Here is a 14,880-nt window from a genome sequence, read left to right on the forward strand (position 1 = left end):
TGCTGTCCTGGCGCGAAGCCCAGCGCACCGCGTAGCGCGCGCCGATCTCGGTGCCCTGGCGCACGGCCCACAGCGCGTCCGTGGCGCCGATCAGCCGCCGCTCCGAAAGGGCCGGCGAGCCCACGCCCCCGGCGAGGAGCGGGTTGACCGTGTTCCGCCACTCCAGCTTCGCGAGCACGTTCAGGTCGTTGTGCTGCGCCGGGCGCATCGCCAGGCCGAGCACGGAGCGGTCGCGGCGGGCGAGCTGCATCCCGTTGCCCACGTTGCGGTTGTCCTGCCACCAGTCGTGCCGCGTGAGGAGCGCAGCGGACGAGCCGATGGGAAGGTCGCCGGCCACGTCGATGCGGTAGCCCTGGGCCTCCGCGCCGCCGTGCAGTTCCGCGCGAGCCGAGAAGCGGAGCGCGCTGTCGGTGGGGAGGTACTCGACCCCGGCGCCCGTCGACCAGCGGTCGCGCTCCGTCTGCGCGAAGGGAAGGGCTCGCGTCGGATCCAGGAGCGACGCGCGGTTGAGGCCGAAGTGGCGCTCGGCGAGCACGTTGAGCGCCCAGCCGCCGTTCAGGCTCAGCCGCTGGTTCCACCCCAGCACCGCGGAGTGCGAGGCGCGCTCGGCGTCGGCGCGCTCCAGGCCGCCCCACATCTGGCCGCCCAGGATGGCGCCGGTCCGCACGTTCACGGAGGTGAGGCCGTAGCTGCCGGCCGAGTCGCCGTGCGTGGTCACCCAGCGGTGCGTGCCCTCGATGCGCGTGCTGCCGAAGACGCGGTACGATGCGCCGAGGCCCATCTGGTCCGGCCGCGAGGGGAGCGTCGCGTTCCCCAGCAGCGGGCGGCGGTCGGAGAGGACGTGCGCGCCCTCGAGCCACACGTCCGCGCGCGGCGTAAGCGACAGCGTCATCTTGCCCAGCGCGGAGGCGGCGGTGCCGTTGCCGTCGTTGTCGCTCGTCATTCCCGCCTCGGTCACCAGCGGGCGGCCGGCCACCACGTTGCGGCTGCGCAGCATGGTGCTGGCGCGCTCCATCCCGAAGCCGTCGAAGCGCTGGCGGTCGTGCGTGATGCTGAAGGTGTTGGCCGGCGAAAGGCGGAGCTCGCCGATGGCGCGGATCTCCTGCACGCCGGCGCTGAGGCGCGGGTCGGTGCCCGGCGCGAAGCCGGCGCCCACCTTGAGCCACTCGGCCCCGATCCGCGCGCGGTCCTTGAACAGCGACACGGAAGCTTCGGCGCGGCCCGCGAAGGCCGACGAGTCGGGACGCTGCGAACGGAGCATCTCCCCGCGCAGGGAGAGGGAGCCGCGGCGCATGCGCACCCCGGTGCCCAGCAGGTCCTGCCCGCCGAAGCCGGAGGTCGGCTCGCCGCCGTCGCGCACGCCCATCACCGAGAAGGCCAGCGAGTCGCCGGTGGCGCCCATGCGCAGGATGCGGCCGGCATCGACTTCCATCCGCACACCGCCCACGAAGCGGGCCTCGCCGCCCGAGCGGCTCTCCAGCATCGCCACCACGAACACCGGGTTGCCGGCGAGGTCGTTGGTGGGCACCGGGTGCTGCAGGAGCACCTCGCCCGTGGCGTAGTCGATCTGGTAGTCGGACCAGCGGACCAGCTCCTGGCGCGAGATGACGCGGGCCGCGTTCTCACGGGCGCGCACCTCAACGGCCACCCGGTCGGTGCCCGGGCGCACGGAGGTTCCGAAGCGGTACGGGCCGGAGGTGCCGTTGCCGCGCACCTGGCGCTGGGCGAGCACCTGGTCGGTCATGCTGCCGAAGGCGCGCCACGTCACCGCGCCGGTCGCCACGCGCCCGGTCACGCCGGTCAGCGAGCGGCCGTACGTGCCAAGCCGCGGATCGCCGCCGAAGTCGCCGGTCTCCACGTCTCCCATCGCCACCCAGTCGTACCCGCGCTCCACGCGCGCCGAAACCTTTTGCGTGGAGGAGGAGAGGACGCGGCGCTCGCTGCCGTCGCCGAAGGTGGGGTAGCGCGACTCGTCGTTGGGGTCGTAGCCGCGGGCGAAGAAGTCGTCCGCCTGGCTGCCGCGGCGCGAGTCGTAGGAGACGCTCACCGTGGTCTCGCGGCCGACCGCGCCGCGCACCGTCACCGCGCCGAACGCGTCGGGCGCCGCGCCCACGCCGATCTGCCCCACGCCGGTCGCGATCAGCGGGCGGGTGGAGGGAAGGACGCGCAGCGGGATGCGGGCGGCGGCCTTGCCGCTCGCCAGGCGAAGCTCGCCGGGGCCGACGATGTGGCCGGGGCGCACCGGCACGAAGAGCATCCCTGCGCTGTCGGCGCGCAGCTGCTGGCCGGGGGAGGCGGGCTCGCGGTCCACGCCCAGCGGCTCGGCGCCGGAGCCCTCGACCGTCACGGCGACGCCGCCGGCCAGCGGCACGCCCCACGTGTCCAGCACCCGCACCCGCACCGTGTCGGCGCGCGGGGCGCCGGCGTGCAGCGCGGCGACGGTGCCGTCCACTTCGAAGCGGCCGGCCTCGCCGGAGACGTGCAGGGCGAGGCTGTCCGCGCGCTGCTGGCCCCACGAGTTCTTCATCTCCACGCGCAGGCGGTGCGGACCGGCGCCCACCTGCACGCCGATGAAGTCCGCCACGCCGTCGGGGCGCAGGGTGGCCTCGGCGATCGCGGAGTCGCCGTCGAAGAGGCGCACCGTGGCGCCCGGCTCGCCGCGCACGCCCACGAAGACGCGGTTGGTGGCGATCACCGCGCCGTCCGCCGGGGCGAAGAAGCGCACCGCGGGTCCCGTGGCGAAGCTGCCGGCGGCGTCCGCCTGGCGGGCTTCCTCGGTGCGCGCCGGAGCGACACGCGGGGCGGCGGCGGGGAGCGAGTCCTTCTTCACCGGCGCGTCGGCGGAGAGCGAGGCCGGCGCGGCGGGGCCGCCGCCGACGGTGCGCTCGGCCGGGGCGTTCGGGCCCGTGACAGTCACGCTCGCGGCGCCGCCGCGCGGCACCAGGCGGAAGTCCACGCGGGGCGTCGTCCACCCTTCCATCCGCACGCGCACCACGGCATCGGAGGGGCGGGCAAAGCCGAAGCCGGCCGGCACGCCCACCGTGTCCACGCGCAGCGCGTGCGTGCCGATGCGGACGTCGCGGAAGGAGAAGCGGCCCTCGCGGTCGGTGGTCACCACCTCGCCGTCGGCGCTCCACACGTCCACGCCCGCCACGCCGCGCTCGCCCGCTTCCTGGCGGCCGTTGTCGTTGGCGTCCATCCACACCTTGCCCACAAGGGTGCGCACCTGCACCGCGAAGCCGCCGCGCATGCGCACCCAGGCGCTGGCCGTGTCGCTGCGCAGCGTGCCGCCCTCGGCCGTGGCCGTGGCGCGGTTCTGCAGCGCCCGCGCGTCGCCCGGCGAAACCACCGTCGCCGCGTACGAGACGGTGCGCGTGGACAGCGCCGGCAGCTCGCCGATCCAGAAGCGCACGGTGTTCCCCTCCACGCGCGCGCTGTCGGCGCCGGTGAGGCGGCCTTCCACGTAGCGCAGCCCCGCGGGAAGGATGTCGACCACCTGGACGTTGCGCAGCGACACGCTCGCCTTGTTCTGCACGGCGACCGTGTAGGGGATCGCCTCGCCCATGGCGGCTTCCAGCACGCCCGCCGTCTTGGTGACGACCAGCTCGTCGCCGTTGAAGCCGAGCGCCTTGAGCCCGCCCGCCTCGGCCGTTACAGGTGACGCGTTGGCCGCGCGCAGGTTGGCGCGGTTGACGATGGCCGCGTCCTGGGGACGCGCCACGACGCGCACCGTCAGCACCGCGCTGCCCGTCTCGCCGGGCCGCAGCGAGCCGAGGCTCCAGCGGACCACGCGGCCGGTCACTTCGGCGCCGCGGTCGGCGCGGACGAACTCGAGCCCGGCCGGCAGGGTGTCTTCGAGCACCACCCCGCGGGCGGTGACGGCGGAGCTGTTCGTCCAGGTCAGCCGGAACTCGGCCGTCTGGCCCACGCGAACCGTGTCCGACCCCACGAGTTCCTTGGCCAGCGCGAGCTGCGCGCGGACGAGCTGCGTCTCCACCACGGGCGAGCTGGCGCCCATCGGCGGAGTGTCGGGGAGGCGCTCCACGTTCATCGTGGCGGAGTTGCGGACGGGCTCGGAGCCCGCGTCCGCGCCGACCACCGCGCGGAAGGAGATGCCGCCCGCCGCGCCGGCCGCGATGGCGCCGATCCGGACGCGCACGAGCTGGCGGCCGCCGGCGATGCGCTCCACCGAGCCCGCGTCGCCGTCGGCCGCGTCGGTCAGGGCCGCGCCGTTCAGCGTCAGGGAGCCGGGGACCGCGGTAAGCACGGAGGCGAGAGTGTCGGTGACCTCGGCCGCGCCGGAAGCGGCATCGCCGGCGTTGGCGTAGGTAAGGGTGTAGCGGAGGGTGTCGCCCGGCGTCGCGTCGGAGCGGTCCACCGACTTGCCGAGCGAGAGGGCGGCGAGCGGGCGGCGCACCGTTACGGTGTCGCGCACGGAGTCGCTGACGGTGGGGTCGGCCGTGCTGGTCGCCTTCACGTCGATCGCCGTGGAGCCCATGTCGGGCGCGTTGTTCGGTACTTCAACCACGAGCAGGAGCGCCGCGGACTCGCGCGCCCCCAGGGGGACGGGACCCGAGACGGGGAGATCCCCCGCCCCGAGCACCCCATTTCCATCGGTGTCCAGGTACAGGCGGATGGTCCACCCCGACGGCCCGCTGGCCGCCAGGGTGTACCGGTCCGGCCCATTGCCCACGTTCTCCAGCCGGTGCGCGAAGACACGCCGCTCGCCCGGGACGAGCGCCGCCGACTGGGGCGCGGTGATCCGCACCCCCGCCGTGATCTTCACCACCACCGTCGCCGTCGCCTCCGCCGTGCCCACGAACCCTTCCTGGGTGCCGAAGGTGGCGGAAACGCGGTTGACCACGAGGACCGTGTCCCCGGCCTGGGCCGTGGCGGCGCTCGGCGCCCCCACGGTTGCCAGGCCGGCCACCCATGCGGCGGCCAGGGCCCGGCGGACCCAACGGGTCCGGCTCGGGTCGCGGGCGACCATGCGGGTGAGAGTGCCGGTGAAGGACATTCGGATCGGTTCCTGTTTACGTGATCGTCGGTTTCGACTACTTGATCCGCACGCGAATCCAGAAGAACCGCGTCGCGCCCGGCGCCAGCGTACCGGTGAGCGCCGCGCTCACGGTGCCGCTGCTCTCGCTGATCGTCCACCCCGCCGCATCGGCCGACGTGGAGACGTACGTCACCTGGCTGGGCAGCGCGTCGGTGATGCCGAAGCCCGTGCCCGTGAGGGTCGCCGCGGCGCCGCCGGTGTTCGTGACGGTCACCTTGTACTGGATGTACTGCCCCGGAAGTACGCGGTCGGTGGACGCGGGCCCGCCGATCACCGTGGTCTGGTCATCCATGTACGCTTCCTTGGTCATGCTGATCGCGGCGCGGACCACGCGGACAATCCGGTTGCCCGGATCGCTCTTGGTGTTGTCGTTGCCCGAGGTCGCCGTCAGCACCAGGCTCTCCGTGGCGCCGGCGACGGCGCTGTTGGAGACGGTGTAGACCACGTCCACCGTGGTGGAACCGCCCGCCGCGAGCGAAACGGAACCGCCGGTCCCGGCCACGCCGTTCACCGAGACGATGCTCACGATGCTGCCGGCCGAGGCCGAGAGCGAGAACGTGTCCGAGCGGTTGCCGGTGTTCTGGACCGTGAACGTCTCCGTGTACGTCGTCGGCCCCGTGCCGCTGGGAAGCCGGTCCACCGTGCCGCCGTCCGGCGTTACGACGACCGACGCGGCGACTCCCGGAATCACGTTGGTGGTGGAGCTGTCGGTGGCGCCCGTCGCGGCCGGCGTGCGGCGCGAAGTCGCGGTCAGCGACACGGGGATCGTCTGGCCACCCTGGCCCGGCGCCACCGTGTAGACCACCGTCACCACGATGCTGCTCCCCGCCGAGATCGGCGTGCTGGCCAGCGCCACGTTCAGCGCCGCGAGAGTCGGGTAGGTGGTGCTGCCGATCTTGTAGCCGGTGATCGTCACGCCGGTGGCCGCCGTGGTGGAGGCCGTCACGCTGTCGATACCGTTACCAGTGTTGACGATGGTGAACCCGATCTCGTTGCCCGTGCTGGGCGACGAGGGAGTCACCGACGCCGGCGACTGCACGTCCGGCCCGGCCTTGAAGCCGACCAGGACGCTGACGCTGGCCGTGGCCGGCGAGTACGTGTTGCCGTTCGCGTCGGTCCAGGTCGCGCTCGCCGTGTTGGTGATCGTCGTCCCTTCCGGGGTCGGCGTCACCTGGGCGTGAGCGGGCCTGGCCGCGAACGGGGCGAGCAGCAGCCCCGCAAGGGCTACCCGCCGCAGAGTCTTGTTCATCTCCTGTGACCTTGGACTGGGGAGTGGGGATGGGATGGGATGGGATTACCGCCGCTCGGGAGCGGAGCCCCCGAAGCGGGTATCGAACTCCGCGACGACCGTGGCCCCGGGAGCCACGAAACCGCCGACGGTCCAGCGCACGTGCGTGTACTTCTCCGGCGCGGCGGCGCGCTGCACCTGCCGGCCGTCCACGACTACCGTCTCCATCGGCTGGACGGAGAAGGTCTTCCCCCCGTCGATGGAGTACTCCGCCCGCGCGTCCGTGCGGGCCGTCCGCGCCGAGCCGGCCACGAAGGCCATCCCCGGCGCGATGGGGTTCGCGAGCACCGGACGAACCGGCGTACGCTGCGGGTTGGTGAAGGCGATGCGGTAACGCACCACGTCGCCCGGCCGCACGCGGTCGTCGCCGCGCGGCGTGCCGCGGGCGGCCAGCTCGATCGCCGTGCGGTTCTGCGCCGTCACGCGGAGCGGGCCGGGCGCGGCGGGCTGCTGCGCCGCTGCGGGGGCTGCGGCAAGGGCAAGCAGTACCAGGAGGCGTGCGATCGACTTCATGGGAACCTCGCTTCAGGGATGAAATCGGTCCGGAGAGACCGGTGAGTGTGCTCTTTTGGTGTTTTCGCGGGGCCCCATGAAGCGTGTCGTTCATGGTCCGGCCCGGCGTGCGAAATGGGAGCTTCGCACGTGTACTGCTAATACAAGCAGCGGGCCGTGGCGCCCGCCGCCGTAAGTCATTGCTGGTCAGTCACTTAGGGGAGAACGACGGAGGTTCCGGCTAGGAACGTGTGCCCAAACGGGAACGGGGGACGTTCCCATTTGGGCACACCCGATTGGAGGGGCTACCCGCGGACGGCGCCTACCTTGACTTCGAGCTGGTACGGCTGGAGCTCGCAGCCGGAGCCGGTGGGGAGGTAGATGACCTCCGTCCGCCGCACGTTGGGCTCGGCGAAGACGCCCACCCCGCGGAACTCGCCGACCCTGACGACGTCGCCGGCGCGCAGCAGGCGCGGCAGGCCGAACTTGACGAAACGCCGCCCGCCGAACGTCACCGGCTCGTCCGTGACGAACCAGGGCGCGGAGGCCGCGGACTCGCTCTGCGGAAGCGCCGCGGTGAACGGCTGCCCCGCGACGGTGGTGTCGCCCGAGACCGGGTCGCGCTGCGCGGCCACGTCCGCCAGCGTGCCGTTACTGATCACGCACACCTGGATCTGCTCCAGCTGCGGCGTCACGGGCTCGGGAGCGGGCGGCACGGGCGCGGGCGGCTGCGGCGCGGGGAGCGGAGCCGGTGGGGGGATGCGCCTGGCGGCCGGCGTGGCGCGACGGCCGAGGCCGACCTTGAGGCCGATGACGGCGCGCGGGGTGAACGTCAGGCGGTCCTTTCCCGCGGCGCCGTCGGCCACGTGGGCGGGCGAGTCGTACGCGTGCACCGCGATCTCGCCGAACGCTTCGACGTCATCGGTAACGCGGGCCAGACTGATCCCCGCCCCCGCCACCGCCATCCCCGTCGTCGAGTAATCCGGGTCGGTCGAGACGCAGACACCCGCCGGCGTCCACGACTCGTGGGGGATGCACGCGCCTTCATCGCCGGGCGCCATGAAGTCGCCGATGTCGGCCGTGTAGCCGCCGGCACCCACGTAGAGGTAGACCGTCTGCAGGAGCGTGTTGGGCGTGGAGAGGATGAACGGACGCAGCACCAGGTCCACGTCGTACAGGTAGCTGTTGACGACGCGCGTGCTCTGGTCGAGGGCGCCCTGGTTGGGGAGGTTCTCCGGCAGATACGTCCCCTGGACCCTCACCCCGAAGCGCGGGTCCAGCCAGAGTTGGGCGAATGCGCCAAAGGTCGGCGCGTACCCCGGGTCCCAGCCCTCCTCGCCTTCCACGCCCGGAGTGGTGAACCAGTTGGTGGTGTACGACCCGCCGGTGTGGATCCCCACGTCCACCAGCGCCGTGTGCCCCGCCCCGCCCTCCTCCTCCGGCGCCCTGTACCCGGCGCCGCTCTCCTCCCGCGCCACCGTGTCTCCCGCCTCGCTCGACTCCTGCGCCGCCGCCTTCCCCGCCCCGCTCTCCTCCTGCGCCGCCGCGTTCCCCACCGCGCCCGCCGCGAGCGCGAAGGCGAGCGCCACCCGCAGCCACCTGGCGCGCGGACGCACGGAGACGCAGAGCGCGCGCGGGGAGCTCTCGCTCGCGCCGCTGCACGTCTGCGTCACGTCCGTGGCCCTGGGCACGCGCACGGGTGGGGAGGGGTTCATTTTATTCGCGCTATGAAGGCGAACTGCCCGTCCGAGAGGGATGCGCCCGCGGGGAGATCGCCAGACAGGGTCCACACGATCCGCCGCACGCAGCTGTCGTAGCCGCCGGCCACGATGCACGCAGCGTTCCCGCCCGGCGTGATCGCCGCCCCGGTGCTGTCCCGGTAGGCGACGGCGGCGGTCAGCCCGGACGGCAGCGACTGCGAAACGCTCCCCACTTTGAACATCACCTGCGTGGGCACCGAGTCGGTGACGGTCACGGAGCGCGCCGCGTACTCGCCCACGTTGGCAATCTTGAGCGTGTAGGTAAGGTCCGTTCCCGATGCGAGGGTGCCGGTGGGCGACACCGTCTTGCTGAGCGTCAGCACCGGCCGCACGCGCCGCACCTCGGCGTAGCCGTCGTCGCGCAGCAGCGTGTCGCTCACGGCGCGCGCCCTCAGGAACTGCGTGTTCACCGCCGTGTCGCCCGCGAGCACGCGGTACCAAACCGTGTAGACCGTCGTCGTGCGTCCGGCCAGCGGCACCGTGGCGGTAGCGTACGAGGCCGGCGTCGCGATCCCCGGGCCCGTCACGCTGTCCACCGCGATGAACACCGATGCGGCGCCGCTCGCGGTGGTGCGCAGCGACAGGGAGTACGTCCCCGACGCCGGCGACAGGTTCTGCACGTTGAACGCCTGCCCGTACGCGCCGCCCGGCAGCCGCGGCGTCGGCGAGACGAGCCCGTCCGGCGTCACGGAGATCGAGGACTTCATCGTGGTCGTCACCCGCGAGGCCGACGAAGTGCCGTTGTTGTTCGTCGCGTCGTTGTCGTAGCTGCTGGATGACGCGGCTCCCACGTTCACCACCGACCCCAGCGCTGCCGGCGCCACCACCACCACCGTGTCCGTCCGCGCCACCCCCACGTCGAGCGACGCGAGCGACGGCCAGGTGAGCACCCGTCCCACCAGCGTGGGGGTGCGCGTGGCGCGCACGAAGGTCACGCCTACCGGCAGGGTGTCGCTCAGTACGACGCCGTATCCTCGCTCCGGCCCCAGGTTCTGGACGGTGAGGACGTACTTGATGGTGTCGCTCACCACCGCTGAGTCGGGCCCCGTCTTGGTGACCGAGAGGTTCGCGGTGCCCACCGTCACGGTGGCCGAAGCGGTCTGGCCGAGCTGCGTGTTCCCCGTGATCGCCTTGACGCTGTTCGTGTACTGGCCCGCCGCCGCGATGGTGGCGGTGTACTTGAGCGTCAGCGATCCCTGCGCCGGGAGGGCGTACGGCGTCGGCTGGGTACCCCGCCACACGATCGTCCCCGTGCTTCCGGTGGCGGGAAGCGAGCCCGTGGTCACCTGGCTCCCCGCCGCGATCCCGCCGTAGACCACCCCCGTGGGAAGCACGTCGACGATGGAGTCGACTTCGGACTTGTAGGGAGATGGATTGGAGATGACGACGGTGTAGGTGACGGTGCTGCCGGACGGGACCGCGCTCGGCGTGACGGACTTCGTGACGACGAACGGGTTCGTGGCGCTCATAAACTCGATACCCACCCCCCCCGCGAAGGTCTGGTAGTTCGACGAGTACTTGAGCTGCGTGCCGCTAGTCTGGTTAGAGTACGGCCTCGCAAGCGTGGTGACCCCCGTGCACAGGTACTTGAAGGAGTACTGCATCCTAATGGTGTACCCGTTCCCCGTGGCGTTCGACGTGGCCGTGAAGAACTGCAGGTTTTGGACTCCCATCGGGACAGCGGGGACGTTGGAGGCCGTCACCGTGGTGCCAACCAGCTGGAAGCACCCGCCGCTGAAGGTGTTGTTGCCCGCCGGCTGCAGGTTGTACGTGTCGCCCACGCTGGCGCCGCCGAAGTCGTACGACACGTCCAGCGTGATCGTCTGCCCCACCACGGCGCCAGCGCCGAGCGTCGAGCTGTTGACGATGCCGCCAGCCTGGGCGCTGATCATGCTACTAGTGGTAACCGTGTCCGAGCCCGCGGTCGACCCAGTGTCGTCGCTCACCGACACCTCAAGCACGTTCTTGATCCCGAAAGTGCACGGATAGCTGACAAACCACCACAGCGTCCGCGAGGTGCCCGGGGCGAGCGTACCGATCCACTGCCCGGCCGCCTGCCCGCCCGCCAGAGCGATTCCTCCCGAGAAGCCCGAAATTGTGCTGCGCAGGCTCGTCTGCGTCGCCCCGGAGGTGTTGTTGACCCGGAACGACACGTACGCGGCCCGGGGTCCCGTGCAGGGGCTGTTGCTGTCCAACGTGAGTTGCTTGCTGCTCACCATGGTCACCGACACGCCTGGCGCGGCCCACGCGCCGGGCGCGATGGCCAGCAGCGCGAACGCCACGGTGAACAGGATGGTTCGGAGTCTCGCAGACATAGGCAGAGGCTTACTCAGGTACCGAGGGGCCGGGCGGAAGGATGTGCGGGCCGCGGGTGGGACCGGCGCGGAAGAGTCATACAAGATGCGCACCGTTTGGCCCACGTCGCGCAACGTGTTGTGCCGCCACTGTTTGCGCGTTCTATCCGCGCCGGGAACCAGGGTCCGCGTTCCCGTCAGGGAACATGCCTCCGTTCCCGAATCGGAACGAGCCCTGGCCGTCTTTCGGCCCACACGGTCACTTGTCACACGATCGCGATCGTTCCCCTTGCGACGAGGGCACCTGATCGCTTAACTATTGAACGCCTGGCATAACTTGTAACCAAGCACTCCGGAGTGACGATGTCGAGCGATCCGACGGACGTGGAAGCGGCAAGGCGCGCCGCGCAACGGGCAGCCGCACGCAAGCGCCAGGCGAACTTCCGGGCCCGCGAGCGAGCCCGCGGACTCGAGATGATCACCATCAAGGTACCCGCTCCCATGCGCGGCGCGTTCGCCCGTCTCGCCATGGCAGTGCAGTCCGACGACGGCGCGCTCGACGACTCGTTCGACGAGATCCGCGAGGCGCTCGCGAAGTGGCGCGCCCGCCCGTCCTCCGCCGAGGCCCCCGCCGCCGAGCCAGCGGCGGCAGCGCCGCAGCCGGCCGCTGTCGCTCCTCCGCCGGCTCCCAAACCGGCCGCGGCTCCTCCTCCGAAGAAGGAGACCGGTCCGGTACCCCACGACGCGTGGGTGGACCTGGCGGGGCTCTGGTCTTCCTCCGCCATCGTCGGCTCGCTGACCGACTTCACGGTAGTCGTGGCCGATCTGGAGGGCTCCCTCTACACCCGGTGGACCGCGCAGCAGCGGCGCCCGAGCGGCTACGTGACGGTCGACGCCTACGTCCGCGGTGCCCGGAGCGGCCCCCAGGACGCCGTCGTGAGCACCGGCCGCATGATCCTCGGCGGCCGCGACCTGGAGCTGCGCGCCGTCGTCACCTCCCCCCTGCGCATGGAGGCGACCCTAACCGAGCACTCCGCGGACGGCTCTCAAACCATCCACGACGCGGTCTTCACCCGTGCCGGGTGAATCCACCCCTTTGTCATCCTGAGCGACGCGCCCCACCGTCCTCTCCCCGGCTCCAGCCTCTGGCGCGGAGCGAAGGATCTACTGCGCGTTGCGAGGGCTCCGGTGTAAGGCGCGATCCCCGGCCCAGCTCCGGCTAGATTCTTCGGTCGCCGCCCGAGCTGAAGCGAAACGCGGACGATGGTGCAGGCGGCTCCCTCAGAATGACAAAAGCGCGAGACCGCTTCAGCGGTCTTCCCGTGGTTCCAGCCGGGGGATTCATCCCCCGGCAACCAGCCCCGAAAGCGACGAAGGGCACCCCCTGCGAGGTGCCCTTCGTCGTTTCCGATGCCCGGAGTCGGACTCGAACCGACATGCCTTGCGGCGGCAGATTTTGAGTCTGCTGCGTATACCGATTTCGCCATCCGGGCGGCGAGCCCACCAATGTAACCGGCGGCGGGTGCGGATTCAACGTCCGCGCGCGCCGCTCTCCTGCTCGATGAGCTGCAGCGCGTAGGTGGCGCGCTGCAGCGCGCGCATCGGCTCGCCCATGGCCACGCCCTCGCGCGCACCGCGAAGGAGATGCCGCGCGCGCAGGAGGTTGGCGGAAGGGTTTGGCGTCGAGTCGATGCGCCGCTCGGCGTCACGCACCGCGCGGAGAGCGACGGCCAGCGGAGCCCACGCGCGCGCCGTCTCGCCCAGCAGCACGACCTCGCGCACGGCGCCCGCCGTATCGCCCGCGGCCATCAGGGAGCGGGCCTGGGCGCTCCCCTCGCGCATCGCCAGCTCGGCGCGAGCGAGCTCCGGAAAGCGCCCGCCCTCGGTGCGCAGCGCGGCGCGCTCCACCCATTCATCCGCCGCAGCGAGCGCGACCAGCAGGAGGCGCGCGTCCGGGTGCCGCAGGGCGGCGGAGGCCTCGCGGGCTGCGCGGTCCTCCAGCAGGAGCGCGCCCTCGATCTCCCCTGTCCTACGCACGCGCGAGGCATCGGCCAGCAGCGTGCGCGCGGACGCACCTTCCGGCGCGCTCCCGGGAAGCGAGCCCAGCCAGGTGCGCGCCGTGGGGAACCCCGCCGGCTCCACCACCGCCACCCACACCGAGCCCCCCGCCTCCCGCACGAACGACTCGGGCGCGGTGGGAAGGTCGGCGCAGGCGGACGCGGCGCACGCGAGCGCGGCGGCGAGCGCCTGGCGCGGACGGCGGAAGCGGTACGGCATACGGATCGCCATTGGAACGGGGCCCTGCCGGGGAGAAAGTCCAAGCTAAACAGGGGTTTGCCCCCCGTCAAGCAAGGGGCGGGCCGTGGCTTGACACCCCTTCTCGGCGCGGGCTAGGTTGTTCGGACGTTCGATACATCCGCCCACTCAACCGGAACATGACGGACGAGCGCAGCGCATACGACGAGAAGCTGGAGAGCATCCTGCGGACGGCCGCGGCGATCTTCGCCGAGAAGGGCTATCACCAGGCCAGCATCCGCGACATCGCGCGCGCCACGGGCGTATCGCTATCGGGGCTGTACTACTACTTCAACAGCAAGGAAGAGCTTCTCTTCCTCATCCAGGACCACGCCTTCGGCACGCTGCTGGACAACCTGGAACGGCTGGTGGCGGACGAAGTGGACCCGCAGCGCCGCCTGCGCCTGCTGATGGAGAACCACCTGCGCTACTTCATCGCCAACACGCCGGAGATGAAGGTGCTCTCGCACGAAGGCGAGTCGCTCACGGGCGACTTCCGGCGGCGGGTGAACGCGAAGAAGCGGCGGCTCACGGAGCTCGCCATGGAAATCCTGCGCGAGCTGCGGCCGGACGGCGGAGTGGACCTGCGGGTGGCCACCTTTTCGCTGTTCGGGATGATGAACTGGCTGTACAACTGGCACCGCCCGGAGGTGGACGTCCCCATCGACCAGCTGGTGGACGACATGCACCGGATCTTCGTGGAGGGCTTCCTCCCCCCGGGCGCCGCCATGTCCGACGCCGCCCGCGCAGCCGCGCCGGGCGACGCGCACCCCGCGATGTGGCGCTCCGAGCTGCCCTGACCGGCGCGCACACACCGTTACTTATTACAACACCCGGAGCAAAGATGGCGAACGCGACCACCGAGACGCAGAGCGACACTAGGACGCTGGTACACTACGAAGTGCAGGAAGGCGTCGCGATCTTTACGCTGGACGATCCGCCGGCGAACACGTACACGCACGAGATGATGGTGCAGATCGACGCCGCCATCCTCCGCGCGCGCTTCGACCCGGCGGTCGACGTGATCGTGATCGTGGGCAAGGGGGAGAAGTTCTTCTGCGCGGGGGCCAACATCAACATGCTCCAGCAGGCGGACCCCACCTGGAAGTACTACTTCTGCCTGCACGCCAACGAGACGCTGCTGCGGCTGGAGCACACGCCCAAGCTGGTGATCGCGGCGCTCAACGGCCACACGGTGGGCGGCGGGCTGGAGATCGCCATGGCGGCCGACCTGCGCATCGCGCGGCGCGGCGCGGGCAAGGTGGGGCTCCCCGAGGTGGCGCTGGGCGTGCTGCCGGGCACGGGCGGCACGCAGCGCCTCACCAAGCTGGTGGGCACCTCCAAGGCGATCCAGCTGATGGTGGAGGGGACCAACTTCGAGTTCGAAGAGGCCGAGTCGCTGGGGATCGTCAACAAGGTGCTGGACGCGGGCTCGCGCGACGAGTTCCTGGGCCAGGTGCTGGAGTACGCGCGCCAGTTCACGCGTCCCGGCAAGGCGACCTTCGCGGTGGGCAACATCAAGCGCTCCTGCCAGAGCGGGGCCGAGCTCCCGCTGGAGCAGGGCCTCGCGCTGGAGCGCGAGCTGCAGGCGCTCCTCTTCAACTCGCAGGACGCCAAGGAAGGCCTGAACGCGTACGTGCAGAAGCGGGCGGCGCAGTTCACGGGCAAGTAACGACCGTGGGGAATGGGGAA

9 protein-coding genes and 1 tRNA gene are annotated in these 14,880 nt (G+C 71.5%); 3 read left to right on the plus strand and 7 right to left on the minus strand.

Features of this window, described 5'->3' with window-relative positions; translation table 11 throughout:
• From VF647_14360 to VF647_14380, 5 genes are all read right to left on the minus strand, one after another.
• Positions 1-5,017 (minus strand): SdrD B-like domain-containing protein (locus VF647_14360; GenBank protein HEX8453282.1); only part of this gene is annotated, 5,017 nt, incomplete at its 3' end.
• Positions 5,018-5,054: 37 nt separating this feature from the next.
• Complete coding sequence (locus VF647_14365; GenBank protein ID HEX8453283.1) at positions 5,055-6,308, minus strand: hypothetical protein; 1,254 nt, start codon at positions 6,306-6,308, stop codon at positions 5,055-5,057.
• A gap of 45 nt (positions 6,309-6,353) precedes the next feature.
• Complete coding sequence (locus VF647_14370; GenBank protein HEX8453284.1) at positions 6,354-6,860, minus strand: hypothetical protein; 507 nt, start codon at positions 6,858-6,860, stop codon at positions 6,354-6,356.
• A 284-nt stretch (positions 6,861-7,144) separates the two neighbouring features.
• A complete protein-coding gene (locus VF647_14375; protein HEX8453285.1) occupies positions 7,145-8,554 on the minus strand; it encodes a hypothetical protein in 1,410 nt (469 codons plus the stop codon).
• On the minus strand, positions 8,551-10,914 hold the full coding sequence (locus tag VF647_14380; protein HEX8453286.1) for a DUF11 domain-containing protein: 2,364 nt from the start codon (positions 10,912-10,914) through the stop codon (positions 8,551-8,553). Before VF647_14380 ends, VF647_14375 begins: the two co-directional genes overlap by 4 nt.
• A gap of 342 nt (positions 10,915-11,256) precedes the next feature.
• Here VF647_14380 and VF647_14385 point away from each other — a divergent pair, with 342 nt between their 5' ends.
• The gene (locus VF647_14385; GenBank protein HEX8453287.1) at positions 11,257-11,979 is read left to right on the plus strand and encodes a hypothetical protein; all 723 of its coding nucleotides are present in this window, start codon (positions 11,257-11,259) and stop codon (positions 11,977-11,979) included.
• A gap of 325 nt (positions 11,980-12,304) precedes the next feature.
• Here the strand turns inward: VF647_14385 and VF647_14390 are convergent.
• Both VF647_14390 and VF647_14395 read right to left on the minus strand, forming a co-directional pair.
• Positions 12,305-12,386 (minus strand) — tRNA-Leu (locus VF647_14390).
• 37 nt (positions 12,387-12,423) lie between these two features.
• Complete coding sequence (locus VF647_14395) at positions 12,424-13,170, minus strand: hypothetical protein (protein ID HEX8453288.1); 747 nt, start codon at positions 13,168-13,170, stop codon at positions 12,424-12,426.
• A 158-nt stretch (positions 13,171-13,328) separates the two neighbouring features.
• Here VF647_14395 and VF647_14400 point away from each other — a divergent pair, with 158 nt between their 5' ends.
• The gene (locus tag VF647_14400; GenBank protein ID HEX8453289.1) at positions 13,329-13,988 is read left to right on the plus strand and encodes a TetR/AcrR family transcriptional regulator; all 660 of its coding nucleotides are present in this window, start codon (positions 13,329-13,331) and stop codon (positions 13,986-13,988) included.
• Between the two features lie 44 nt (positions 13,989-14,032).
• Positions 14,033-14,860 carry an enoyl-CoA hydratase/isomerase family protein gene (locus VF647_14405; GenBank protein ID HEX8453290.1) on the plus strand — a complete coding sequence of 276 codons (828 nt, stop codon included), beginning with the start codon at positions 14,033-14,035 and terminating at the stop codon, positions 14,858-14,860.
• Positions 14,861-14,880 lie beyond the last annotated feature (20 nt).

The organism is Longimicrobium sp. (assembly GCA_036387335.1).
Classification (GTDB): Bacteria; Gemmatimonadota; Gemmatimonadetes; order Longimicrobiales; family Longimicrobiaceae; genus Longimicrobium.